The sequence below is a fragment of the Halorubrum trueperi genome (assembly GCF_042662525.1).
In the GTDB taxonomy this organism is placed as follows: Archaea; Halobacteriota; Halobacteria; order Halobacteriales; family Haloferacaceae; genus Halorubrum; species Halorubrum trueperi.
In genome coordinates, this window is the sequence record NZ_JBHSXI010000010.1 from 67656 (window position 1) to 92518 (window position 24863).

A 24863-nucleotide genomic window follows, 5' to 3' on the forward strand; every position below is an offset into this window, starting at 1 on the left:
CTCCCTCAGGCACCGTCGGTCGGCGTATCGGGGTCAGCGGGGAAATTGGGTTCCGCCGGAGCGTCGTCGTTGGGGCCGCCGTCGGTCCGCTCGTCGACTTCCTCACCGTCGCCGCCCCCGGAGCCCGTGCCGGTCCCGCCCTTCGGATCGCCCTCGAACGTGTAGTCCGCGGAGTTGTCGGCGGGGTCGTACCCGAGCGCCTCGCGGGCGCGTTCGATGGAGTAGTATCGCCGGTCGTTGTTCGAGATCCCGTAGACGATTTCGTAGCCGTAGTCGGCGGTCAGACACCGGTCGAACAGATGCGCGCAGTCGCGGTGTGACAGCCACATCGCCTGTCCGCGCTCGTACTCCCGTGGTGGGTGATCCTTCGTGAGATTCCCGATCCGGACGCAGACGACGCGCATCTCGTGCTCGTCGTGGTAGAGCCGGCCGAGCGCCTCGCCGGTCGCCTTGGAGACGCCGTAGAGGTTCCCCGGCCGGGGGAGTTCGGTACCGTCGAGACGGAACTCGTCGTCGGTGCGGTACAGATCCGGGGTCCGGTCGTCGGTCTCGTAGCCGCCGACCGCGTGGTTCGAGGAGGCGAACACGAACCGGCCGACGCCGGCGTCGACGGCCGCGCGCATCACGACCTGCGTCCCGTCGATGTTGTTCCGGAGCACCGAGTCCCACGGTGCCGTCTTCCGCGGGTCGCCGGCGAGGTGGACGACCGCGCCGACGCCCTCCATCGCCTCCGCGACCGCGCGCTCGTCGGTGATATCGGCGACGTACCTGTCGGCGTCGGAAACCCGGTCGGGGACCTTCGCAGCCGGGAGCGGTTCCCTGTCGAGGAGCCGCCACTCGTAGTCGTCGCCGATGCCGCGGAGGATGGCTTGCCCCACCCGTCCGCCGGCACCAGTTAGCAGGACCGGCTCGTCCATTCAGTCGAAGGTGGGCGGGAAGCGGGCATATATGCCACGGTTCGGCCGTGTACCGACTGATCGGTGATCGAACGGTGTGGGACGCGGCGGAGTGCCCGAAACGCGAGGTGTGCCGAGAAAGCGGAGATCGGTCGCTACAGCTTCTCTCGCGAGATGCTGACGCCGGTCGGCGTGACGACGATCTGGTCGTCGCCCTTCTGGACGATGTCGCCGTCGACCTCCTGGGCGACCTGTCGGAGCTCGTCGATGATGTGTTCGATCGTCCGGTCGGACGTGGAGTGACGGGTGATGTCCGCGATGACGAAGTCGCCGTCGTAAACGGCGTCTTTGATCGGAATGACGTCGCTCTGGTCGCCGATCTCCGCGATGTGTACCTGCATGCCCGTTTCCGCGTGCGCCTCGGCGAAGTCGTCGAGGTCGAGCTCGACGTAATCGTCGACGGAGCGGTTCCCGCCGCCGCCGAGGATCTTGCTCATAATGCCCATACACACCACACGAGGAGGTCGGACATTAGTTCTTGCGTCAGACGCTCTCGTCGGCCCGGCCGTCAGCGGTGCTCGTCGGCCCGGATGTCAGCGGTTCTCGTCGAGACGCTCCTGCCACTCCTGGACCCGAGACAGCAGCTCCACCGGCGCGGTCGCCGTGACGTCGACGTCGCTCAGCTCCTCGATCACCGCGCGCGTCTCGGCGTCGAGTCGGTCGACCTCCTCGCGTTCGGTCGCCGGCTCGGGTGCGGTGTTAGCGGTCGCCGTCCCGCCACCTGCTCGGTCGCTTCCCCCCGCGAACGACCCCGACGAAAGGTCGAAGACGACCTGCCTCGTGTCGCTTCCGGCGTCGCCGTCTCCGTTCCGCTCCCCGCCCCGCGATCCCCCCTTCGCCTCGATCGCCTTCTCCTCGCGGAGCCGGTCGAGCACTCGGTCGGCGCGGTCGACCACGGGGGTCGGAACTCCGGCGAGATCGGCAACGTGGACCCCGTACGAGCGATTCGTCGGTCCGTCGCGGACAGTCCGGAGGAAGGTCACCTCACCGTCGCGCTCGTCGACGGCGACGTGGACGTTCGCGACGCGCGGGAGGTGGTCGGCGAGCGTCGTCAGCTCGTGATAGTGGGTCGCAAAGAGGGTTCTGGCGCGCACCTCGTTGTGGAGGTACTCGGTCGCGGCCCACGCGATGGAGATCCCGTCGTAGGTCGCGGTGCCGCGACCGACCTCGTCGAGGATGACGAGCGAGTCCGCCGTCGCGGAGTGGAGGATGTTCGACAGCTCCTGCATCTCGACCATGAACGTCGACCGGCCCTGCGCCAGTTCGTCGAGCGCGCCGACGCGGGTGTAGATCCCGTCGACGAGCCCGACGGTGGCCGCCCGCGCGGGAACGAACGATCCCGCCTGCGCGAGCAGCTGGATCAGCGCCGCCTGTCGCATGTACGTCGACTTCCCGCTCATGTTCGGCCCGGTGACGATCAGGAAGCCGCGCTCTTCGTCCAGTCGGAGGTCGTTCGGTACGAAGTCGGTCGTTCGCTCGACGACGGGATGCCTTCCGGCGTCGACGTCGAGCCGCCGCTCGTCGGTCAGGTCGGGCTTGACCCAGTCGTTTCCGGCCGCGTGGGTCGCGAGCGACGCGAGCGCGTCGATCTCGGCGACGACCCGCCCGACGTCCTGGAGCAGCTCCGCATCGTCGGCGACGCGCTCGCGCAGCGCCTCGAACAGCTCGTACTCCAGCTCGCCGCGGGCCTCCTCCAGTCGGAGCACCTCGCGTTCCCGCTCTTCCAGTTCGTCGGTGACGAACCGCTTGGAGTTCTTCAGCGTCTTGATCTCGCGGTAGTGCTCCGGCACTTGGTCGGCCACCGACTTGCCGACCTGGATGTAGTAGCCGTCCGTCTTGTTTCGGTCGACGGTGACGTGGCTGAGCCCGTACTGACGCTTCTCGCGCTCCGCGAGCGAGTCGAGCCACTCGTTCGCCTCCTCGTGGCTCGCGATCAGCTCGTCGAGCTCGTCGTCGTATCCCTCGCGGAGGAGGCCGCCTTGCGTCTTCGTCTTCGGCGGGTCGTCCGCGAGTGCGTTCGCGAGTTCGTCGCGGAGGGCGGCGGCGCGGTCGCGGTCGACGCGGTCGAGCACCGCGGCGATCGGCGAATCGGCGAGTTCGGTCCCCTCGATCGCGTCGACGAGCGACGGCACCAGATCGAGGGTGTCGCGAACCGAGAGGAGCTCTCTCGCGCCCGCGCTTCCGCTCGTCGCCCGCGCGGCGAGCCGTTCGAGGTCGTACGCTCCCCCGAGGGTTTCTCGGATTCGATCGCGCGCGAGCGCCGCCGCCGCCAGCGCCTCGACCGCGTCGAGCCGCCGATCGAGCTCCGATCGGTTGCGCCGCGGACGCGTGAGCCACTCCCGCAGGAGCCGGCCTCCCGCCGCGGTGACGGTGTGATCGACCGTCTCGAACAGCGACCCGTCGGCGTCGCCCCGCATCGTCTCAGTCAGTTCGAGGTTGCGCTGGGTGGTCGCGTCGAGTTCGACGTGATCGCCGTCTCCGTACGCGGTGAGCCGGGTCATCGAAGCCAACACGCCCGCGCCCGTCTCCTCAACGTACCCGAGCACCGCCCCCGCCGCGCGGAGCGCGAGGTCGGAATCGACGCCGACGCTGTCGGCCGTCTCGCGGCCGAACTGGTCCCGGACCGCGTGACTCGCGCGTCCAGGCGCGAACGCCTCGGCGTCGAAGACGGAGAGCGACCCGGCCAGGTCTTCCCGGACCGCTCCGAGCAGGTCGTCGTCGTTCCGAACGCGCGGCCCCGGAAGTACCTCCGCGGGGTCGAACCGGTAGAGCTCCGCCCGGAGGTCACTCGCGTCGTCGAGTTCGGTGAGGAGGAACCGCCCCGTCGTGACGTCCGCGAGCGCGAGGCCGTAGGGGCCGTCGGCGTCGTCGCCTTCGCTCGCCGACGCGCCAGCGCCCGGTCCGACCCACTCGCGGACGACCGCCGCGAGGTACCGCGCGTCGTCGTCGGCCGTCTCGAGGATCGTTCCGGGCGTGACGACGCGGGTTATCTCCCGAGCATGGCCGTCGTCGGTCTCGTACTGGTCGGCGACGGCGACCCGGTAGCCGCGCTCGACGAGCGCCTTCACGTACGGCGTTAGTTCGGTGAGGGGAACGCCAGCCATCGGATACGACGAACCGTGCGAGGACTTCTGTGACACCGTCAGGTCGAGCTCATCGGCGACTAACTCGGCGTCGTCCGCGAAGAACTCGTAGAAATCGCCGCACTGCATCGCGAGCACGTCAGCGTCGGTCTCCGCCTTGAGATCGAGGAACTCCCCGACGATCCCCGTTGGCATACGTCCGTACTCCCGGCGTGGGAGGGTAAAACCCTACGGGTGTCGTCTGTCGGAACGCCTCGGCCCAATTAAGTCCCCGGTGATCGAAACTCCGGTCGGACATGATCGCCTTCGACGCGTTCGCGTTCGTCTTTCTCGCCGGGCTCGTCACGGCGCTCGCGACCGGGATAGGTGCCCTCCCGTTCTTCTTTCTCGACTCGATCAGCGACCGCGGGAACGTCGCGCTGTGGGGGTTCTCGTCGGGAATCATGCTCTCGGCGTCGCTGTTCGGACTCGTTCAGGAGGGGCTCGCCGAGGGAGCGCCCGCGGAGATCGGCGTCGGCGTGCTCGCGGGGGTCGTCCTCGTAGTCCTCGCGCACGAGGTGCTGATGGACGCCGACGTCGATCCGCGGGCGTACGAGGAGGCCGACTTCAAGAAGCTGATTCTCATCCTCGGCGTGTTGACGGTTCACAGCTTTCCCGAGGGAATCGCGGTCGGGGTCTCCTTCGCGGACCTCGGGCTGGCGGGCGGGACGCAGCTCTTCGGGTTCGCAGTGCCGCTGCTGGCGGTGTTCATGACGGTCGCGATCTCGATCCACAACGTCCCCGAGGGGACCGCCATCTCGATCCCGCTGCGGGCGATGGGCGTCTCGAAGTGGAAGATGGTCTGGTGGTCGGTGTTCTCCAGTCTGCCCCAGCCGATCGGCGCAGTCCTCGCGTTCGCGTTCGTCCGGTACGCTCGCGAGTTCCTCCCGTACGGCTTCGGCTTCGCCGCCGGCGCGATGATCTACCTCGTGCTCACCGAGTTCGTCCCGGAGGCGCTCGACACCGGCGCAGACCTCCCTCGCGGCGGGAAGCCGACGCTCGTCGGCGGAATCGCGCTTGGCGTCGCGCTGATGGTCCCGCTCGCGTTCATTTAAGACGCCTCTTCGGTGCTGATGGTCTCCCGCTCGTTCGTTCCACTTTCGCTCGAATCATCGGTTCGCCGAATGATGTCTTCCGCCTAACATCGGGAGTGGGTATTGCAGACCGCCACCGGCGGCGTGGTATTTAAAAGGAGCAAGCGCGAGAGCGGCGACTGCTTATAAATAAACGCGCTGTGCGGTGGCGTGCCTCCGAGCGGCCGACAGGCCGCGAGGAGCCCGCGAGGGACGCGGTGAGCGCTCGAAGAGCGCGAACCGCGAGGCTGGGGAGGTGAGAGGTGCGGTCGCTGTGCGGTTGGGGTGGGATTCAAAGGGGCAGCCGCGAGGCGGGCGCAGGCGACGTAAGCAGAGAGGGACCGGAGGTCCCTCATGAAGCCGGCGCTCCGCGCCGGCGACACCGCAACGAGGGAGCGTGAGCGACCGAGTGAGGAGCGAAGCGAGCGCGCGCCCGCCTCGCGGCTGGGGCTTTGTAAGTGTTCACCGCACCGTCAACGACGTATAAGCGAGCGGCTGGGGCTTTGTAAGTGTTCACTGCACGGTCAATCACTTATAAGCAATCAACACCAGAAACACAGCAATTCACCGCGCCCGCAGCGATATATAAACAGCCGACGGCAACACCACTCGTTCACTTATAAACGATCACCTCAACACAACGAGATCCCTACTCCCGGACTCGCTCGGCTCCGTCTCTGTATCGACTGCAGCCAGATCAACGGCTGGTTCGTGCCGCGGAATTCATCGGAGACACCTGTCCAGCGGTATCCTCGACGGCCAGGATTCGTCACTCTCGGTCGTCCAGTACGGTCGGATTCACCGCTCCCGGCCCCTCGCCCACGTCGTAGCCGCGGCGGATCGCCGCTCCCATCTCGTCTACCGCACTGGCGACCGCGTCCGTGAGCGACTCACCGCGAGCCAGCCGCGCCGCGATCGCGCTCGACAGCGCGCAGCCGGAGCCGTGCGTCGCGCCGGTCTCGACGCGAGGGTTCTCGAACCGAGCGACGATCGCTTTGGGGTTGACCCCGTCTCCGTCGCCCCCGTCGGCGTCGCCCACGACGAGCGTGTCGACCACGGTCTCCCCGTCGAGGTGTCCGCCCTTGACGAGGGCGGCGTCCGCCCCGTGAGCGACGAGTTCGCGCCCCGCGCGTTCGGCGTCGGAGGGGGACTCGACGCGCTCGTCGACCAGCACCGCCGCTTCGTCGGCGTTCGGCGTGACGAGCGTCGCCGCCTCGATCAGCCCGTCGTAGGCGGCCTCCGCCTCGGGCGACAGGAGCCGATCGCCGGTCGCCGCGACCATCACCGGATCCACGACCACCGGGCCGGCGAACTCGGCGAGCAACCCCGTCACGGTCTCCACGGTCTCCGCGGTCGCCAGCATTCCGGTCTTGACGGCGTCCGCGTCGAAGTCCGCGACGACGGCGTCGTACTGGCTCGCGACGTGGTCCGCGGGAACCGCGTGTACCTCGCGAACGCCGCGGGTGTTCTGCGCGGTCGTCGCCGTCACGACCGACGTTCCGAACACGCCGTGTGCCGTCATCGACTTCAGGTCCGCCTGTATCCCCGCTCCGCCGCCGGAGTCGCTGCCGGCGATCGCGAGCGCGACGGGCGGTGAGACGGGCTCGTACGCGGGTGTCATATCTGGGTGGTACCATGCGATTATCTTAAATCGTGGCGATCGCCGCCGCGGATCGCCGCCGCGGATCGCCGCCGCCGAACGTCCTTTCCCCCTCGCGGCCGAATCAACGGTCATGTCGAACACCCGATCCGATGGCGACGCGGCCGACGGCGACGCCGACGCAGCCGACGCCGACGCAGCCGACGCTGACGCCGACGCAGACGCGACGGTCACCGACGAGATCGAGTCGATAACCGTCTACTCCGACTACGTCTGCCCGTTCTGTTACCTGGGGCGGCGGTCGCTCGCTCGGTATCAGGAGACGCGCGAGGAGCCGCTCGCGGTTGACTGGCACCCGTTCGACCTCCGGGCCGGCAAGCGCGGACCGGACGGGGAGATCGATCAAAAGGCCGACGACGGGAAGGACGACGACTACTACGCGCAGGCCCGGGAGAACGTCCGGCGACTCCGGGAGCGGTACGACGCCGACGAGATGACTCTGGAGATCGCGACCGACGTCGACTCGCTCCCGGCGCAGATCGTCTCCGTCCACGTGAAAGAGACCGCTCCAGAGGCGTGGCCCGCCTTTGATGACGCGATCTTCGCGGCGCTCTGGGAGGAAGGCCGAGACATCGGCGACCGGGAGGTGCTCGTCGAGATTGCGAGCGGCGTCGAAGGGCTCGACGGTGATGCGGTCGACACCGCGCTCGCCGCCGACGATCTCCGCGACCGCGTCACCGACCTGTTCACGGCGGCGAAACGGCGGGGCGTCACCGGCGTTCCGACGTTCGCGTTCGACGGACACGCCGCGCGCGGAGCGGTTCCGCCGGAGCAGCTGAAACGACTCGTCAAAGGCGCGTGATCCAGAAGCAGCGGCGTCCCCGTTAGGATTCTCGCGGCGCTCGCTCGTCGGCCGTCTCGCTCTGCCGTTCGGTCGCCGATCCCCGTCCGTCCGTTTCGTCCGGATCGACGATCCGATACGCGAGGTACACCGACCCGAGTGCGAGCGCAATCCCGCCGACGATGTCGGTGAGCCAGTGGATCCCGAGGTACATCGTCGCGATCACCACGGACGTGGAGAGCCACAGGGCGATCGGCGTCCACACGGGATACTCCCGGCGCGTCAGGACGGCGAACGCCCCGACGGTCACCGACAGCGATGTGTGCAGCGACGGGAAGACGTTCGCGGGCTCGTTCACCTCTCCTGTCAGCGCCATGATGTTCGGGTTGTGGGTGAAAAGCAGCGAGGTGACCGTGTCGGGCATGACGTTCCGCGGTCCGTGCGCGAACACGATGGTGTAGATCACGAGCCCGATCGCGTAGTTGAACGCGTACGCCACGAGCAACCGCCGCACTGTCGTCGTTCGCGGAAGCGCGAGATACGCGAGAAACGGGAACGCGAGGAGGAACACGTACCCGTACACGTAAATCCACGAGAAGTACATCGTCAGCTCCGGCGTGACGTACGTCGCTTGGATCCACGCGACGAAATTGCCCTCCAGCCAGTAGATGATCCACGTCGCTTGCAGGCCGAACAGCTCCGAGACCGTCTGTAGGGAGCTCCGTCCGATCGCGCTCGCGATCAGCACCGCCGTCAGCGCGGCGAGCGGCATCCGGATGCGGATCAGCCGCGGTACGAGGTCGTCCCAGAGCGCGTACAGCCGCCGCGGTCCGACTATCGCCACCCCGGCGACGAGCAGTGCCGACACGATCCAGACGACGAGCGTTCCGACGACCGACAGTAGCGGATTCATGTGCCCTGCGAGAGCAGCCGGCCGTCGTCGTCAAATCGATACCCCGCGTCGCGGAGCCGACTCCGGGCGTCCTCCGCGTCGAGCGATCCCGACTCACCCGCGAACGGGAACACCGGATCCTCCCCGTCGTCCTCCCACCGAAGGTCATCCGGTACCCACTCTGGGGAGGCGGCCAGCGGCGACGCCGCCGCCTCCGCGTACCCGTTGAACGCGGTCTCGACGAGGGACTCCTTGTCGATCAACGACGCGAGGATCCCACGGAATCGCGGGTTCGAAAGCGGCGCACGCCGCGTGTTGTAGCCGACGTGGTAGAACCCGCCGGATCTCCCGGTCACGAGCCGCGCGTCGGCTTCGCGACCGATCCGCGGGACGGAATCCGGGCCGAGGTTCGAGACCGTCGCGTCCGCGAACCCGTCTCCGACCGCCTGCACCGCGGCGATGTCCGAACCCATCACCCCGATCTCCAGACGGTCGAACGCCGGTTTCCCGTGGAACCGCTCGGGGATCCTCGCTCTCGGTCCCGGCGTATCGCCGGTCGACGTGTCCGGCCGAACGAGGAAGTGGTCCGGATTCCGTTCGAAGACGACCGACTCCTCGGGCGTCGTCTCGACGAACCGAACCGGGCCGCTCCCGATCGGCTCCTCGTTGTTCGAGACGACCGCTTCGGTCGTCTCGATGTCGAACTCGAACCCGGCGATCGTCGCCAAGTCGGTCCGCTCTTCCCAGACGTCTTTCGGGAGGATCGGAACCTGCAGTGCACGTACTCCGACCGCTTCGTTGACGTCGCCAATCGTAAGCCGAACCGTCGCGTCGTCGACGACGCTCGTCGAAGTGACGACCGAACTCCGGCCGCGGAACGTGGGGGTCGGGATGGGGGTCTCGACGGAGCCCATCGACGTGTCTCGGAGAAACTCGTACGTGAACGCGACGTCGTCGGCGGTCACGGGACTGCCGTCGTGCCACTGCGCGTCGCGCAACGTGATCTCGATCGTCTCGTCGTCGATCAGCCCCCAGTCCGCGGCGAGCCACGGGATCACCTCCCCGTCATCGAGCAGCGCGAGACGGTCGTACAGTAGCGACGTGAACGTTCCGTAGTGGCGGTACTCGGCCGCGATCGGGTTCCAATTCTGCGTGATCCGCTCGTCCGTCGTCACGAGCCGAAGCGTGGCGTCCCCATCGGCCGCTTCGGCCTCGACGGTCGTCTCGTTGGTGGTCGTCCCGTCGGCGGTCGTCCCGTCGTCGACTGTCCCGTCGGCGGTCATCATGTCGGCGTTCATCGCGTCGTCGACTGTCCCGTCGGCGGTCATCATGTCGGCGTCAGCGTCGGTGGTCGTTTCGTCTTCGACGGGCCCGCCGGCGGTCGTCTCGCTGCTCTCGCCGTCGGTAGTCCCCGACCGTTCCAAAGCGAGCAGCCCACCAACCGACAGCGGCTGTCGATTCGTCCAGTTCTCGAACCGCGATTCGCGGACCGCGGTGAGCGGATCGGGGAACGCGACGACGGTGAACGGCTGCAGTTCACAGAGGGACTGCTGTAGGTCCGCGACGACCTCGGTGCGTCCTCGATCGGTGCGTCGCTGGCTCTCAAGCAGGTCGTCGACGCCGTCGACATCGGTGAATCCGAACGGGTTCTGCCACCCCGCCTCGGCGATGAACTTCGAGTGAGTGAACGCGTACATCGCATCCGGGTCGAACGGCTCCGATTCCCGGAACTGGCCGACGTACACGTCGAAGTTGTGATTGATCAGCACCTTTCGACGGAGGTCGAGTTGCCCGAGGGTATTGATCCGTGCGTCGATTCCCACGGCATCCAGATTCTCCGCGAGGTGTCGGGCGATCCGGATCGCGTTCGGATCTCTGTCGGCGGGTGCCGCGCTGATCTCCAGCGTCAACTGCGAGGACCGTTCGCGTCCCGCGATGTTCCGGGACCGACCGAGACAGCCGGCGCTCAGCGCTGCCAGACCGATTCCCGCGAGGGCTTCGCGACGACCGACTCTCCGCGTCATCTGTTGGTTCCTCTTTCGCCCCTGATGTATATCTCTTCTGTGGTCCGTTCTCCGGTACGGCGTCCGAATCGGACTCAGATCACGTCCGCGAGCGGCAGCGCCAGCCCGATCGCCCACGCCAGCAGTCCCGCGATCAGTGTCGGCCGATCGCCGGCTGCGCGCCCCATCGCAACGATCCCGAGCGCGGCGAGCAGGGAGACACGGTGGACGATGAGGTCCGGCGGTACGGCGACGCCGAGCGCGGCGAAGTCGAGCACGAAGCCCGCTCCGAGCCCCACGACGACGCCGAGAAACGCCGCGGTCGGATCACATCGACCCGCACTCGCGACGACGAGTGCGGGGAGTCCGACCGCGATGATCAGGTACAGCGGTGCGGCGATCGCCTTCGGCGCGACACCGGCCGAAGCCGTCTCCAAGGCGACCCCCGCCACCCGGACGCCGACGAGGAGCGCGGCGAGCGAGACGCCGAGCAGCGCGGCGTCCGCGTGCCGGTTCGCTTCCCCTCGAACGCGTCGCGCGAAATCCGTCGCGGCTTCCCGGGTGCGCCGTCGGAGGAGGGACCCGGCCAGCATCGCGGTCGCCGCGAGCTCGATCACGGTTACCCAGCCGTCGCTCCAGCCGTCGTCGATGCCGCGGTACTCGCGACGAACCTCGGCGTCCATCCCGCCGTGGATAAACTCGTCCTCCAGTCGGGTGGCCGGGGCGTCGATTCCCGGGACCGTGTGGCGGAGGCGGAACCAGTCGTAGTACTCCTCGTGCGCTTGGGCCACGGTGTACGATCCGTCGGGGGACTCGTACGCCCGGATGTGGTCGCGCGTGCCGAGGTACGTCCCGTGGTGAACCTCAAACGTCTCGGCGAGCCAGATCCCGCCGTCTGGCCCGTCGAAGTACGTGTACCGCGTCGAGCTTCGCGCGTCTTCCCAGTCGCGCTCGACGAGTTCCCGAACCTGTTCGGTCTCGGCGGTGGATTCCGACTCGTTCTCGTCGGTCTCCTCCCACTCCGTACCCGGCTGTCGTTCTATCGCCCGCCGGGTCGTCTCCGCGTCGGCGTGAAACACGACGTTTATCGCCAGCGTCCGTCCCCTGACGGACGTCGTTCGACTCGTGTACGGCCACGCCCGATAGTCGCCGTCGACCTCGATAAGCGATCCCTCGTCGACCTCCGGCGACGGGGGTTCGTCGGTCGTATCTGCGAAGAATCCGGAGAGGACGAGCCCCACGACCACGACGACGAGGAGCCCCACGACCACGGTCGTCCGCTTCATATCCCCAGCGTGGGCGTCGGCGTAGAAACGTGTTCGGGTCAGCGGTTCCCCGGTGAGCGGCTCCCGATCGCGGCGTCCCGAGCGTCAAAACGCCTCGATCACCACGTCACCGTCTCGATCACCACGTCACCGTCTCGATCACCACGTCACCGTCTCGATCACTCCGTCACCGTCTCGATCACTCCGTCACCGTCTCGATCACTCCGTCACCGTCTCGATCACTCCGTCACCGTCTCGATCACTTCGTCACCGTCTCGATCACTCCGTCACCGTCTCGATCACCACGTCTCGACGAACCCCTCCCGCACGTCCTCAGCACAGCCCTCGCAGTCTGGATGTCCGTCCTCGAAACACGACGGCCGCCCCTCGAGATCGATCGACACCGCACGTCGCTCCGCGTGTCGCCGACAGACGATCCTGCCCCGACCCTTCTCGTCGGTCGGGAGGTCGAACCGCCCGGCCCCCGCCCCGTCACCGTGGTGATCCTCTTTTCCCTCGGCGTACGCCCGCTTGGCCTCCTCGAATCGCTTTCCCGCCTTTCTGAGTTGTTGGCGGATGACGCGTTCGAGATGGTCGTCCATACCGTCCGTTTCGGCGCTCCGGATATAGGTCCGTTGCCGACGGCGGTGCCAGGACCGTTCGATCGACGCGGGCGGGTCCTGAGAACCCGAACCGTGGTACCGTTCCACTCGAAACGAAGCCCGCGTCTGGCTGACGTGCGTCAGACGAAACCCCTCCGTAGCGACGCGTCGGTGCTCCGTCCAGATCGCGAATCCTCCCGGAGAGGAGCCGTCTGCGGAGAAAATATCCACTTTCACTTCGCTTGCGGGATTTTTAATACGGTGAGGACCCAACCGTCGTACGCCTCCCATTGAAACACGACCGGAGGCGGAGACACCCCATGAGCGAATTGCGACAGGAAGCGGAAGCGATAGCGGAACAGTTCTCGGACCACCTGAGCGTGGACGCCGACGACGTCGAAGAGCGGCTGGAAACGCTCGTCAACGAGTACCGCGTCCCGCTCGACGAGGCGCGCCGGAGCGTCACCAACAGCTACCTCGAAGACGCCGGCATGGAGCGCGACGAACTCGGCCGCGGCGGCAGCGAGTCGGTCCTCGTGAACGACATCGACGAGGACGAGCAGTGGGTCGACTTACGGGTCAAGCTGGTCGACCTCTGGGAGCCCCGCAGCGACTCGATCTCTCAGGTCGGCCTCGTCGGCGACGAGTCCGGCACGATCAAGTTCGTCTCGTTCGAGACCTCCGACCTCCCCGAACTGGAGGAGGGCGCGCGCTACGAGCTCTCGAACGTCGTCACGGACGAGTACGAGGGCAGCTACTCGGTGAAGCTCAACCGGACGACCGGTATCACCGAAATCGACGAGGAGATCGAGGTCGGCGACAACGCCGACACCGTCGAGGGTGCCCTCGTGGATATCCAGTCCGGTTCCGGGCTGATCAAGCGCTGTCCTGAGGAGGACTGCACCCGCGTCCTCCAGAACGGCCGGTGCTCCGAGCACGGACAGGTCGAGGGCGAATTCGACCTCCGTATCAAGGGCGTCCTCGACGACGGCGAGACCGTTACCGAGGTCATCTTCGACCGCGAGGCCACCGAGGACCTCACCGGCATGGGTCTCGAGGAGGCCAAGGACATGGCGATGGACGCGCTCGACACGACCGTCGTCGCCGAGGAGATGGCCGACGACGTGCTCGGGCGGTACTACCGCGTCACCGGGCCCACATTCGGTCGGTACGTCCTGGTCGACGAGATGGAGAATCCAGGTGCCGTCGACGTTGAAAGCGCGCTGATCGAAGCGAGGTCGATTTAAATGAGCCAGTCAGCACCCACCCGAGAGGTCGCCCGGCGCGTCTTCGCGAGCGAGTTCAACGACGCCGGCTTCACGTTCACCGAGTCCGACGACGAGCGGGCCCCCGTCTACGCGCTGCTTCCGACGGGCGAGTCCTCGAACCGCGTGTTCTTCGTCGGCACCCTCACCGAGAAGGAGGACGTCGGTGACGAGTCCGAGTACTGGCGCGGCCGAATCGTCGACCCGACGGGCACATTCTTCGTGTACGCCGGCCAGTACCAGCCCGAGGCCGCGTCCAAGCTCCGCGACCTGGAGCCGCCCGCCTACGTCGCTGTCGTGGGGAAACCCCGGACGTACGAGACCGACGACGGCACGGTCCGCGTCTCGGTCCGCCCCGAGTCGATCACCGAGGTCGACGCCGACACCCGCGACCGCTGGGTCGCGGAGACGGCCCGCCGGACCATCGAACGCGTCGCCGCCTTCGACGACGAGGGGAATGAGTACGCGCGGATGGCCCGCGAGGAGTACGACCTGGACCCCCAGACGTACAAGGCCGCGGCGCTCTCGGCGCTCGAAGACCTCGACGAGGGCGACGGTGACGAGCTCGCCGGCGACGACCCAGCGAGCGGTGAGGCCGCGCCCGACGATCCGACCGGAACGCCGGAACCCTGACGCGGTCGTCTCGAACCAACATTCGAACGGGCTTCGAATGTTCTCACGGATCCCGTTTTCGTTCTCACTGCAGATCTCGCGTTTCGGTCTTGCGAACGTCTGACAAATGCTTAAGTGATTTCCGTGAGGATCTACCCGGTAATGGGCAACAAGAACAAGACGATCTCGTTCCGCGTCAACGAAGACGCGTTCGAGACCCTCCGCGACATCGCCGAGGAGCGGGACATCTCGCTGTCGGCGGTCTTCCGGGACTACGTGGACACGCTCGTTGCCCACGACGGACAGGTCCGGGTCGTCCCGGAGGGCGAACTGGAGAGCATGGGTGAGAGCGGGGAAACGTTCCCGCCGAAGATCGAGGTTCCGAAGAGCTTCGTCCGTGAACACGAGCGACTGGAGCTCGAAGCCGACCACCTCCGTGAGCAGCTAGAAGAACACAAGCGCTACGTCAACTACCTCCGCGAGCAGCTGGAGGGGGACGACGAAGACGTGATCCAGCTGGAGGACCTCGACGGCGAGCCCGACGAACCCTCCTTCCGACTCGGGTGATTCGGTCGCCGGGAGCCGTCCCGAGGCGACCGCCGCTCCCCGCCCGGTGTCCCGACAGCGTGTAGCGACTGTCGCCGCCGACCGCGACCTACCGCCGCCGACCGCGACCTACCGCCCCCGATCGGTACGGCCTCGGGGAGTTCGGCTCCTTCGACTGGTTCGACTGGTTCGACTAGTTCGGCTCCGTCGATCGGTTCGAAGCCTCCGAGGAGTTCGATCGGTCGGACAGATGAGATGCGCACCGAAACGTTCCTGTTTGTTCGTTACTTTCCGAGGAACCGCCGATGTCGCCGAAAATATTGCCGTGCCTGGTCTTGTTTGTTCAAAAACGTCTGGTTCTCTCCGGATCTGGTGGACAGTTCCTCAGCGCTCTCGCGGATTTTTGACTATACTACATTATTTACGAAAACAATATTACCCGGGCGGAGAACATTTGGTGTATGCACAGGTGGGTCTGACCGTGAGCGTGTTCGACAGAGCGTACGACGATCCGGTCCGCGTGCTCGACGAGGACGGCGAGGTCGTCGGCGACGTTCCCGACCTCGGCGACGAGGAACTCGTCGACATGTACCGGCACATGCGGCTCGCCCGTCACTTCGACGGCCGGGCGGTGAGTCTCCAGCGGCAGGGCAGGATGGGGACGTACCCGCCGCTGTCCGGCCAGGAGGGGGCTCAGATCGGATCCGCGTCGGCGCTCGCGGAGGACGACTGGATCGTCCCCTCCTACCGCGAACACGGTGCCGCGCTCGTTCGCGGTCTCCCGCTGAAACAGACGCTCCTCTACTGGATGGGCCACGAGGACGGGAATAAGGCTCCCGAGGGCGTCAACGTCTTCCCCGTCGCCGTTCCCATCGCCTCGCAGATACCCCACGCCACCGGCGCGGCGTGGGCCTCGACGCTCCGCGGTGACGACGACGCCTTCCTCTGTTACTTCGGCGACGGCGCGACCAGCGAGGGCGACTTCCACGAGGGGATCAACTTCGCCGGCGTGTTCGACACCCCCACCGTCTTCTTCTGTAACAACAACCAATGGGCCATCTCCGTACCGCGCGAGCGCCAGACCCGGAGCGCGACGCTGGCACAGAAGGCGGAGGCGTACGGCATTGACGGGACCCAGGTCGACGGCATGGACCCGCTCGCCGTCTACCGGGTGACGAAGTCTGCCGTCGAGAAGGCGCGCGACCCGGACGCCGATCGACCGCGACCGACGCTGATCGAGGCGATCCAGTACCGGTTCGGCGCGCACACGACCGCCGACGACCCCACGGTCTACCGCGACGACGACGAGGTCGAGCGCTGGAAGGCGAAGGACCCGATCCCGCGACTGGGGGCGTACCTCCGCTCGGAGGGGATTCTCGACGACGATAGCGTCGCCGAGATCGAGGCCTCGGTCGAGGAACGAGTCGCCGCCGCCATCGAGGCGGCGGAGTCGGAGGCGCGACCGGAACCGAAGGCGCTGTTCGAGCACGCGTACGCGGACCTCCCGTCCGAGTTGGAGCGGCAGTACGAGGAACTCGCCGCGCTCCGCGAGGCGCGTGGCGACGCGGCGTTCACGGAGGAGTGACATGAGCGAGACACAGAATCTCACCCTAGTGCAGGCGGTGCGGGACGGATTGTACGCCGAGATGCGCGAGGACGACGACGTCCTCGTGTTGGGCCAGGACGTCGGGAAGAACGGCGGCGTCTTCCGGGCGACGGAGGGTCTGTTCGACGAGTTCGGCGGCGACCGCGTCGTCGACACTCCCTTAGCGGAGTCGGGGATCGTCGGCGCGGCGGTCGGCATGGCCGCGATGGGGCTGAAGCCGGTCCCGGAGATCCAGTTCTCCGGGTTCATGTACCCCGGCTTCGACCAGATCGTCTCGCACATGGCCCGATTCCGGGCGCGTAGTCGGGGCCGGTTCACCCTGCCGATGACGCTCAGGGCCCCCTACGGCGGCGGCATCCGCGCGCCGGAGCACCACTCCGAGTCGAAGGAGGCGTTCTACGCGCACGAGGCCGGACTGAAGGTCGTCATGCCCTCGACGCCCCACGACGCGAAGGGGCTGCTCGCGGCGTCGATCCGCGACCCCGACCCCGTGATATTCCTCGAACCGAAGCTCATCTACCGGGCGTTCCGCGAGGAGGTTCCGCAGGACCCGTACACGGTCCCGATCGGCGAGGCCGCCACGCGTCGCGAGGGCGACGACGTGGCGGTGTTCACCTACGGCGCGATGACGCGCCCGACGCTCGAAGCGGCCGATCGCCTCGCCGAGGAGGGGATCGAATGCGAGGTCGTCGACCTCCGCACGGTCTCTCCGTTGGACCGCGAGGCGATAATCGAGGCGTTCGAGCGCACCGGCCGCGCCGTCGTCGTCCACGAGGCACCGAAGACCGGCGGGCTCGCGGGGGAGATCACGGCGATCGTCCAGGAGGAGTCGCTGTTGTACCAGGAGGCCCCCGTGAAGCGGGTGACCGGCTTCGACGTTCCCTACCCGCTGTACGCGCTGGAGGACTACTACCTCCCGACCGCGGCGCGAATCGAGGACGGGATCCTGGAGGCGGTCGAGTTTTAAGATGGCTCCCGAGGAAACTGGTCCCATGACCGTCGAAGAGGCCGATACATGACCGTCGAAGAGTTCAGACTGCCCGACGTCGGTGAGGGAGTCGCGGAGGGCGAGTTGGTCACGTGGCTGGTCCAGCCCGGTGACCGCGTCGAGGAGGATCAGCCGGTCGCGGAGGTCGAGACCGACAAGGCGCTCGTCGAGGTTCCGTCCCGCTACGACGGCGTCGTTGAGGAGCTGTTCGTCGCGGAAGGGGACGTCGTCCCCGTCGGCGACGTGATCATCTCGTTCCGCGTCGACGATGGCGAGAGCGCCACGGGCGATGGCGAGAGCGCCACGGGCGATGGCGAGAGCGACACGGACGAGGCGGTCGACGAGAGCGGCGTACCGACCGAGACCGCGGCCGCCGGCTCGGAGACAAAACCGGATCCGAGCGGTGATGGGCCCGCCGACGAGTCCGACGCGCCCGCTGGTCGGACGTTCGCACCGCCCTCGGCCCGCCGACTCGCCCGAGAGCTCGGCGTCGATATCGCCGCGGTCGACGGGAGCGGTCCCGGCGGTCGGGTCGACGAGGCCGACGTCCGGGCGCACGCCGAGGGGGACGCCGACTCCGTCGGCGGTACCGACGATGCGGGAGCGGGATCCGCGGACGCGCCCGAGCCGAAACCCGCGCCGACGGACGTCGGATCCGGCAACCGGACGTCGGCCGTGAGCAAGCGCGGATCGGACGGTACCGCCGCGGATCCGGCGTCGCCGGTCCCCGGTGCATCCGCGTCCGCGGCCGTCGATCCGGCCGGCCGCGACACCACGCTCGCGACCCCCGCGACTCGGAGGGCCGCCCGCGACCGCGGCGTCGACATCGACGACGTGCCGACCGACGAATCCCGTGACGGCGAGGCGTTCGTGACGGGCGAGCACGTGCGGGCGTACGCGGACGCGATGGAGTCGGCCGTCGCCGGTGAGGACGGCGCTGACGGCGACGCGGCCGGCGGCGCTGACGACGACGCAGCCGGCGGCGCTGACGACGACGCGGCCGGCGGCGCTGACGACGACGCGGTCGACGCCACCGGTGCGGTGGAGGCGAGCACGCCCCGCGCAGGCGATGAGACCGTTCCCTATCGCGGCGTTCGGCGCACGATCGGCAAGCAGATGGAGCGGTCGAAGTTCACCGCGCCGCACGTCACCCACCACGACACCGCCGAGGTCGACTCCCTGGTCGAGGCGCGCGAGGAGCTGAAGCCGACGGCGGAGGAGAGGGGGGTTTCGCTCACTTACATGCCGTTCGTGATGAAGGCGATCGTCGCCGGACTGAAGCAGTATCCGTACCTCAACAGCGAGCTCCGCGAGGAGGAGGAGGAGATCGTCCTGAAGGGAAGCTACAACCTCGGGATCGCGGTCGCGACCGACGCCGGCCTGATGGTCCCAGTCGTCGAGAACGTCGACGAGAAGGGGCTCTTCGAATTGGCCGCGGAGGTACGAAACCTCGCGGCTCGCGCCCGGGACCGGAAGATCAAGCCCGCGGAAATGAAGGGCGGGACGTTCACGATCACCAACTTCGGTGCCATCGGCGGGGAGTACGCCACGCCGATCATCAACTACCCCGAGACCGCGATCCTCGGGCTGGGGGCCATCGAGGAGCGGCCGGTCGTCCGCGACGGCGAGGTCGTCGCGGCACCGACGCTCCCGCTGTCGCTGTCGATCGATCACCGCGTCGTCGACGGCGCGGTCGCGGCCGAGTTCGCGAACACCGTCATGGAACACCTTGAAAACCCGCTGCTGCTGTTGACTCAATAATGGTCGTCGGAGACATCGCAACCGGGACGGAGGTACTGGTCATCGGCGCGGGACCGGGCGGCTACGTCGCCGCCATCCGCGCCGCACAGGAGGGGCTCGACACGACGCTCGTCGAGAAGGACGCCTACGGTGGCGTCTGCTTAAACCGCGGCTGTATCCCCTCCAAGGCGCTCATCACGGGGAGCGGACTCGCCCACGAGGCCGGCAACGCGGAGTTCATGGGCGTCCACGCCGACCCCGCCGTCGACCTGGGCAAGATGGTCGAGTGGAAAGACGGTGTCGTCGACCGACTCACCGGCGGCGTCGAGAAGCTCTGTAAGGCGAACGGGGTCAACCTCGTCGAGGGGACCGCGTCGTTCGTCGACGAGCACACCGTCCGCGTCGCCCACGGCGGCGAGGGTCAGGGGTCGGAGTCAATCGAGTTCGAGCACGCGATCGTCGCGACGGGCTCGCGCCCGATCCAGATCCCCGGCCTCGAGTTCGAGGCCGAGCACGTCTGGACCTCCGCGGACGCGCTCGACGCCGACGTCGTCCCGGACCGGCTGGGGATCGTCGGCGGCGGGTACATCGGCATGGAGCTGGCCACGACGTACGCGAAGCTCGGCGCGGACGTGACGGTCGTCGAGATGCTCGACGACATCCTCGATCCCTACGAGGACGACGTGAAGCGGATCGTCCGCAAGCGCGCCGAGGAGCTCGGCGTCGAGTTCCGCTTCGGCGAAGGCGCGAGCGGCTGGTCGGAGGGCGGCGACGGCGGCTACCTCCTCCACGCCGAGACGGAGGCGGGCGAGGAGTCAACATACGGCGTCGACAAGATCCTCGTCGCCGTCGGCCGTCGGCCGGTCACGGACGGGCTCGACCTGGAGAACGCCGGGATCGAGACGGACGACCGCGGGTTCATCGAGACGGACGACCGGACGCGGACCGCGGTCGAGCACGTCCACGCCGTCGGCGACGTGGCCGGCGAGCCGATGCTCGCGCACGCGGCCTCGAAAGAGGGGATCGTCGCGGCCGAGGTGATCGCGGGGGAGCCGGCCGCGATGGACCAGCGAGCGATCCCCGCGGCTGTCTTCACCGACCCGGAGATCGGGACGGTGGGGATGACAGAGGGGGAGGCCGAGGCGGACGGATTCGACCCGGTCGTCGGCGAGATGCCCTTTAACGCTTCGGGGCGCGCGATGACCACGGGTCACACCGAGGGGTTCGTCCGGATCGTCGCCGACGAGGAGACGGAGTTCGTGCTCGGCGGACAGATCGTCGGGCCCGAGGCTTCGGAGCTTATCGCCGAGATCGCGCTCGCGGTCGAGATGGGCGCGACGCTCGAAGACGTTGCCGCGACGGTGCACACGCATCCGACGCTCGCGGAGGCGGTGATGGAGGCCGCGGAGAACGCCCGCGGGCAGGCGATCCACACGCTGAATCGGTAGAAGACGGCAGAGTTCATGCGGCGGATCGACCGTCGTTCCCTTATGCGGACGCGTCGTAACCCGCCCCGACCACCGCCGCGACGAGTGCGTCCGGTCGGCGTCGCCCTCGTCGGTCGCGGACGCGCTCTCGCGGTCAGCGGTCGCGCGTTCGACCCCGGCGACGCCCTCCAGCGCCTCCGCGACGCACCGTTCGCAGCGCTCCCGCGACATCCCCTCGACGGTGACGGTTCGGATCACGGTGGACGTACCTGGGGGACGGGAGGATTTTCTCGCTTTTCTATTCGACAACGATATTCAAAGGCCCGATCGGCTTTCGAATCCAAAGTAAATTCGGGTAAGTGTCTTGTGCGTCGCGGTCGTATCACCGCGTATGCGCGACCTGGACGAGACTGACCTCGAGATCCTGTCGCTACTGGCCGCGGACGCCCGACGCCCGTTCAGCGAGATCGGCGAGCGCGTGGGGCTGTCGGGGCCGGCGGTCTCCGACCGCATCACGCGGCTGAAGGAATCGGGCATTATCGAGGGATTCACGGTCGACGTCGACCGGACGAAACTGCGCGCGGGCGTTCCCGTGTTGATAGACGTGGAACTGCCGGTCGGTGCCGAGTCGGCCGACGGATCGGACGCGCTCGAGGCGGCTCGCGAGCGCGCCCGCGACGCCGACGCGATCGAGCACGTCTTCGTCACGGCCGAGGGCGATCTCCGAGTGTACGCCCGTGTGGAGGGACTGAACGTCCGAGAATGGGTGCGGGGATTGTTCGACGGCGTGGCGGTTGACGACTACGCCGTCACGCTGGTCGACGAGTTCGAGTGGACGCCTTCTATCGAGGGCGTGGAGTTCGCGCTGACATGCGCGGAGTGTTCCAACACCGTCGACAGCGAGGGCGAGACGACCAGGATCGACGGCGAGGTGTATCACTTCTGTTGTTCGTCCTGTCTGTCTCGATTCCGGGAACGCTACCAGCGGTTGGAGGCGGGGGCGTGATTCCTCCGCGGTCGGGGGGAGGAGGTCAATAGGCCGCTCCGACCGATTGCACTCGACGCTCGGCGTCGCTCGGTGTGTCAGCACGTCACAGCGGGACGACCGCGACCAGCAGCTTGGCGTAAATGACCATCGCGAGGAGGGCGAACGGATAGGTGTTCCCGTAGCCGGCGGCAATCTCGTCGGAGTCGGTGGCGTCGATGGCCGCGGCGAGCCCCTTCGTGTCGGTGTGTCCGCCGACGATCCCGCCGGCCGCGTGGATCCAGTCCATCTCCCAGATGAATCTGGTGACCACCAGCCCGCCGAGGATCGCGATGATGCTGTTGAGCCCGGAGGCAACCACGATCTGGAGGCCGTACTCCGAGATGGTCTCGATCAGTCCCGCGCCGGCGTCGATGCCGGTCACCGCGAGGAACATCGCGAGCGTGAACGCCCGTATCTCCGAGAGGATCCCCGTCTCCATCCGCACGGTGATCGGACCGACCCTGCCGAGATATCCGAGCACGAGCGCGGCGATGAGAACGCCGCCGGTGGTGCCGAGGGTTATCAGCCCGATTGGACCGAGTGGTATCGGAATGCTCCCCAGAACGGATCCCACAACCAAGACGAGGGCGAACCCGATCACGCTGAACGTGACCTCCTCGACACCGGGGCCTTCCTCGTCGACGACCTCGCTCACCTTCTCGGAGAATCGCCGTTTTTCGGCGTCGATATCCATCCCGGTAACCACGGGGTAGAGCTGCTGGAACATCACGATGACGAGGACGCCGACGACGTAGCCCACCGAGTGGCCGATCTGATACTGCTGTGCGGCCGCTTCGGGGAGGGCTTCGATCGCCGACCCGAGCCCCGGACTACTCGTCAGCGCTCCGGAGAACGACCCCATCATCAACCCCGTCGACGCGTCCGCGAACACGACCGTCACCCAGACGTAGGTGAGCGCGACGCCGATCGTGGGCATCAGGACAGAGATACCGATGAAGTTGAGGCCGTAGGTTTTGACCGTCCCCTCGATCTCGTGGGCCGCGATCAGTCCGACCGCCGCGACGAACAACGCGAGGGTCAACCCCGAGTACGAGTTCGGAACCGTAAGCCCGAGGTGACCGAGCACCAGTCCGGCGAACAGCGGTCCGGCGACACCGAACTTGATTCCGCGGCCGAAGTCGATCCGGCCGAACCCCATCCCGATCAGGACCGCGAGGAACAGGACAAAGATGCCGCTGCCGAGCAGCGTGTCGATGAGCGTCATACCCCGATCACCCCTGCTGAACTGCGATCCGATCCGGTCGTGTTGATTCGCCCGTCGCGCCACGTATTGTGTGATCGCCCGTCACGCCTCGTACTGTGTGATGGGTGTGTGTCGCACGTGAACATCCTTACGGCCTCGTTTTCTCTCTTTCACCATTGATCCGACACCGCACGATCCGCTTCGGCCATCCCCGCGAATCATCACTGATACGCCATATCTCGACGTTGACAGTTATTGCGCTTATAATTTGCTCCGATTCCCGAACAGCGAATAGCCGCTCTCCGGCCACCCCCGTTCGGCGGTCGCGGTAGTTCCGTCCGATTCGCTCGTCGCACCGCCCGTCGGCTCGATAGAGACCGGCGTCGCGTCGAACTCGACGAGCGCGGCTGACAGGCCAGCGAGGGGAGTCCGTCGGTGCATACCGCCCCTCAGCGTGTGAAGTGTCTCGTGGGGCCCCCTCGAAGTGGCTCTCCGAAATTCGAACTTGGAGTCGGCAGCCGAATACCAATTTAATATAGCGATATAATATTTATACACTTCTCCGGGGGATCCCTACTCGATCCGCGGATACGACCGTTTCGGCAGCCGTTTTCGGTCGTGTCGGCATCGATCGACCGCCTTTTTCCCGGCCGCGCCGTCCGATCGGATATGGCCGACGAGTTCGACCCCGAGAAGTTCGAGGACAAGTACGCCCACTACTTCAAGGAGCTCCAGCGGGCGTATAAGAACGCGTTCAACCACATGAACGAGCACCACGACTCCCAGCTCATCCACGGGATCGACCAGACGGTGCTCAACGAATCGGAGCCGTTCTACGATGACGGCGAGTTCCGCGTCGAACTCCCCGAGAACCCCCGCGATCGCCTCCGAGGCGTCGCCGTCGACGACGAGACGTTCGAGGAGACGCTGTCCGAGTACGTCGAGCGGATCGAATCGGAACTCTACCGAACCCTACAGGTCGATCCACCGGAGTAACCTCGTTGCCGTCGGTCGAATCCGACGCGCGTCTCCGACGATCGAACGGCCCTCATTCGGGCGAACCAAAGGCATAAGCCGGCCGAACGCCAACTCTCGCGCATGAGCACGGATACGACTGACGCGGACAACGACCTCCGCGAGCGGATCACGAACTTCCTGCGGCGCAACTTCCCGCAGATCCAGATGCACGGCGGGAGTGCCGCCATCAGCCACCTCGATCGCGAGAACGGTGAAGTCACGGTCCAGCTCGGCGGTGCCTGCTCCGGCTGCGGTATCTCTCCGATGACGATCCAGGCGATCAAGTCCCGGATGGTTAAGGAAATCCCAGAAATCGAGACGGTCCACGCCGACACGGGTATGGGAGCGGGCGCGGACGGCGACCTCGGCGGCACCAGCAGCGGGGGCATGTCTCCCTCATTCCCCGGCGAGACGACCGACGACGGCGACGACGAAGGACCGCAGGCACCGTTCTGAGCTCGCAGCGGCCGACTTCTCCGCTGTTCTTTCTGTTTTCTCGCTTCTCAGCCCCGTAGCGGTTGGTTCTGTGTATCTCACTTGTGACGTCGCGCGCCTGGATTAAATTCTATATCGCTATATCAATTTCATCCCGCCGGCCGCTCGCGCCGCGACTGAAGGCTTTTTGCCCCCCGCGGCCGTTGGCGGTTCCTATGCACCATCGGGAAGTCGAGACGACGGCGGAGTACGTCGCGCGGTTCGAGACGGGGGCCGACTGGCGCGAGGAGATCGATGACATCGCCAGGGCGGAGGACGTCGAGGCGGGCTGGTTCACGGCGCTCGGTGCCGTACAGGACGCGGACGTCTGGTTCTACGACCAGGACGACACCGAGTATCAGTCTGTAACCTTCGACGAGCCGCTGGAGGTCGCGGCCTGCGTCGGGAACGTCTCGTTGCTCGACGGCGAGGTGTTCGCGCACACCCACGCCGTGTTATCGCGGCCGAGCGGGCAGGCGCTCGCGGGACACATCGACTCCGCGACCGTCTGGGCGGGGGAGTGCCACCTCCGCGCGTTCGACGAGCCGCTGGAGCGCGAACACGATCCGACGACCGACCTCGACTTATGGCTCTGAGTCGACG

23 protein-coding genes are annotated in these 24863 nt (G+C 67.1%); 13 read left to right on the plus strand and 10 right to left on the minus strand.

The features are described from left to right. Positions 1 to 5: 5 nt before the first annotated feature. From azf to mutS, 3 genes are all read right to left on the minus strand, one after another. Complete coding sequence (gene azf / locus ACFQEY_RS09520; protein WP_379767732.1) at positions 6 to 917, minus strand: NAD-dependent glucose-6-phosphate dehydrogenase Azf; 912 nt, start codon at positions 915 to 917, stop codon at positions 6 to 8. 134 nt (positions 918 to 1051) lie between these two features. Next, positions 1052 to 1402, minus strand: coding sequence for a cell division protein SepF (locus ACFQEY_RS09525; RefSeq protein WP_379767734.1), 351 nt, complete (start codon positions 1400 to 1402; stop codon positions 1052 to 1054). A gap of 87 nt (positions 1403 to 1489) precedes the next feature. Then, positions 1490 to 4234 (minus strand): DNA mismatch repair protein MutS, encoded by a 2745-nt coding sequence (gene mutS / locus ACFQEY_RS09530; RefSeq protein ID WP_379767737.1) that lies wholly within the window; start codon positions 4232 to 4234, stop codon positions 1490 to 1492. A 101-nt stretch (positions 4235 to 4335) separates the two neighbouring features. Between mutS and ACFQEY_RS09535 the strand changes: the two genes are divergently transcribed. Continuing rightward, positions 4336 to 5133, plus strand: a complete 798-nt coding sequence (locus ACFQEY_RS09535) for a ZIP family metal transporter (protein WP_379767740.1) — start codon at positions 4336 to 4338, stop codon at positions 5131 to 5133. Between the two features lie 787 nt (positions 5134 to 5920). On the opposite strand, the gene thiD is transcribed toward ACFQEY_RS09535, so the two are convergent. After that, positions 5921 to 6772 carry a bifunctional hydroxymethylpyrimidine kinase/phosphomethylpyrimidine kinase gene (gene thiD / locus ACFQEY_RS09540; RefSeq protein ID WP_379767743.1) on the minus strand — a complete coding sequence of 284 codons (852 nt, stop codon included), beginning with the start codon at positions 6770 to 6772 and terminating at the stop codon, positions 5921 to 5923. Positions 6773 to 6884: 112 nt separating this feature from the next. Here thiD and ACFQEY_RS09545 point away from each other — a divergent pair, with 112 nt between their 5' ends. Continuing rightward, positions 6885 to 7613, plus strand: a complete 729-nt coding sequence (locus ACFQEY_RS09545; protein ID WP_379767746.1) for a DsbA family oxidoreductase — start codon at positions 6885 to 6887, stop codon at positions 7611 to 7613. A gap of 22 nt (positions 7614 to 7635) precedes the next feature. On the opposite strand, the gene ACFQEY_RS09550 is transcribed toward ACFQEY_RS09545, so the two are convergent. The 4 genes from ACFQEY_RS09550 to ACFQEY_RS09565 form a co-directional block, all read right to left on the minus strand. Next, positions 7636 to 8505, minus strand: coding sequence for a phosphatase PAP2 family protein (locus tag ACFQEY_RS09550; RefSeq protein WP_379767749.1), 870 nt, complete (start codon positions 8503 to 8505; stop codon positions 7636 to 7638). Then, positions 8502 to 10508 carry an ABC transporter substrate-binding protein gene (locus ACFQEY_RS09555; protein WP_379767751.1) on the minus strand — a complete coding sequence of 669 codons (2007 nt, stop codon included), beginning with the start codon at positions 10506 to 10508 and terminating at the stop codon, positions 8502 to 8504. Before ACFQEY_RS09555 ends, ACFQEY_RS09550 begins: the two co-directional genes overlap by 4 nt. A 74-nt stretch (positions 10509 to 10582) precedes the next feature. Next, positions 10583 to 11773 (minus strand): MFS transporter, encoded by a 1191-nt coding sequence (locus ACFQEY_RS09560; protein WP_379767754.1) that lies wholly within the window; start codon positions 11771 to 11773, stop codon positions 10583 to 10585. Positions 11774 to 12051: 278 nt separating this feature from the next. Next, positions 12052 to 12354 (minus strand): DUF7091 family protein, encoded by a 303-nt coding sequence (locus ACFQEY_RS09565; protein ID WP_379767757.1) that lies wholly within the window; start codon positions 12352 to 12354, stop codon positions 12052 to 12054. A gap of 320 nt (positions 12355 to 12674) precedes the next feature. Here ACFQEY_RS09565 and ACFQEY_RS09570 point away from each other — a divergent pair, with 320 nt between their 5' ends. The 8 genes from ACFQEY_RS09570 to ACFQEY_RS09605 all read left to right on the plus strand — a co-directional run bounded on the left by ACFQEY_RS09570 (position 12675) and on the right by ACFQEY_RS09605 (position 21544). Further along, positions 12675 to 13601 carry a replication factor A gene (locus tag ACFQEY_RS09570; protein ID WP_379767760.1) on the plus strand — a complete coding sequence of 309 codons (927 nt, stop codon included), beginning with the start codon at positions 12675 to 12677 and terminating at the stop codon, positions 13599 to 13601. After that, on the plus strand, positions 13602 to 14252 hold the full coding sequence (locus tag ACFQEY_RS09575; RefSeq protein ID WP_379767763.1) for an RPA family protein: 651 nt from the start codon (positions 13602 to 13604) through the stop codon (positions 14250 to 14252). Positions 14253 to 14393: 141 nt separating this feature from the next. Then, the gene (locus ACFQEY_RS09580) at positions 14394 to 14798 is read left to right on the plus strand and encodes a DUF8146 domain-containing protein (RefSeq protein WP_379767766.1); all 405 of its coding nucleotides are present in this window, start codon (positions 14394 to 14396) and stop codon (positions 14796 to 14798) included. A gap of 460 nt (positions 14799 to 15258) precedes the next feature. Next, entirely contained in the window at positions 15259 to 16362 is a 1104-nt protein-coding gene (gene pdhA, locus ACFQEY_RS09585; protein WP_379767769.1) for a pyruvate dehydrogenase (acetyl-transferring) E1 component subunit alpha, read from the plus strand. Between the two features lies 1 nt (position 16363). After that, the gene (locus ACFQEY_RS09590; RefSeq protein WP_379767772.1) at positions 16364 to 17350 is read left to right on the plus strand and encodes an alpha-ketoacid dehydrogenase subunit beta; all 987 of its coding nucleotides are present in this window, start codon (positions 16364 to 16366) and stop codon (positions 17348 to 17350) included. 48 nt (positions 17351 to 17398) lie between these two features. Beyond that, positions 17399 to 19132, plus strand: coding sequence for a dihydrolipoamide acetyltransferase family protein (locus ACFQEY_RS09595; protein ID WP_379767775.1), 1734 nt, complete (start codon positions 17399 to 17401; stop codon positions 19130 to 19132). After that, the gene (gene lpdA, locus ACFQEY_RS09600; RefSeq protein ID WP_379767777.1) at positions 19132 to 20559 is read left to right on the plus strand and encodes a dihydrolipoyl dehydrogenase; all 1428 of its coding nucleotides are present in this window, start codon (positions 19132 to 19134) and stop codon (positions 20557 to 20559) included. The genes ACFQEY_RS09595 and lpdA overlap by 1 nt, the downstream gene beginning before the upstream one ends. 370 nt (positions 20560 to 20929) lie before the next feature. After that, positions 20930 to 21544 carry an AsnC family transcriptional regulator gene (locus tag ACFQEY_RS09605; protein WP_379767779.1) on the plus strand — a complete coding sequence of 205 codons (615 nt, stop codon included), beginning with the start codon at positions 20930 to 20932 and terminating at the stop codon, positions 21542 to 21544. 85 nt (positions 21545 to 21629) lie between these two features. On the opposite strand, the gene ACFQEY_RS09610 is transcribed toward ACFQEY_RS09605, so the two are convergent. Both ACFQEY_RS09610 and ACFQEY_RS09615 read right to left on the minus strand, forming a co-directional pair. After that, complete coding sequence (locus ACFQEY_RS09610) at positions 21630 to 22790, minus strand: aspartate-alanine antiporter-like transporter (RefSeq protein ID WP_379767782.1); 1161 nt, start codon at positions 22788 to 22790, stop codon at positions 21630 to 21632. 240 nt (positions 22791 to 23030) lie between these two features. Next, on the minus strand, positions 23031 to 23210 hold the full coding sequence (locus ACFQEY_RS09615) for a hypothetical protein (protein ID WP_379767785.1): 180 nt from the start codon (positions 23208 to 23210) through the stop codon (positions 23031 to 23033). A 228-nt stretch (positions 23211 to 23438) separates the two neighbouring features. Here ACFQEY_RS09615 and ACFQEY_RS09620 point away from each other — a divergent pair, with 228 nt between their 5' ends. From ACFQEY_RS09620 to ACFQEY_RS09630, 3 genes are all read left to right on the plus strand, one after another. Next, positions 23439 to 23765: a DUF5783 family protein gene (locus ACFQEY_RS09620; RefSeq protein WP_379767788.1), complete on the plus strand. Its 327-nt coding sequence runs from the start codon at positions 23439 to 23441 to the stop codon at positions 23763 to 23765. A gap of 102 nt (positions 23766 to 23867) precedes the next feature. Further along, on the plus strand, positions 23868 to 24242 hold the full coding sequence (locus ACFQEY_RS09625) for a NifU family protein (protein WP_379767791.1): 375 nt from the start codon (positions 23868 to 23870) through the stop codon (positions 24240 to 24242). A 194-nt stretch (positions 24243 to 24436) separates the two neighbouring features. Beyond that, positions 24437 to 24856, plus strand: a complete 420-nt coding sequence (locus ACFQEY_RS09630; protein ID WP_379767794.1) for a PPC domain-containing DNA-binding protein — start codon at positions 24437 to 24439, stop codon at positions 24854 to 24856. Positions 24857 to 24863: the final 7 nt, after the last annotated feature.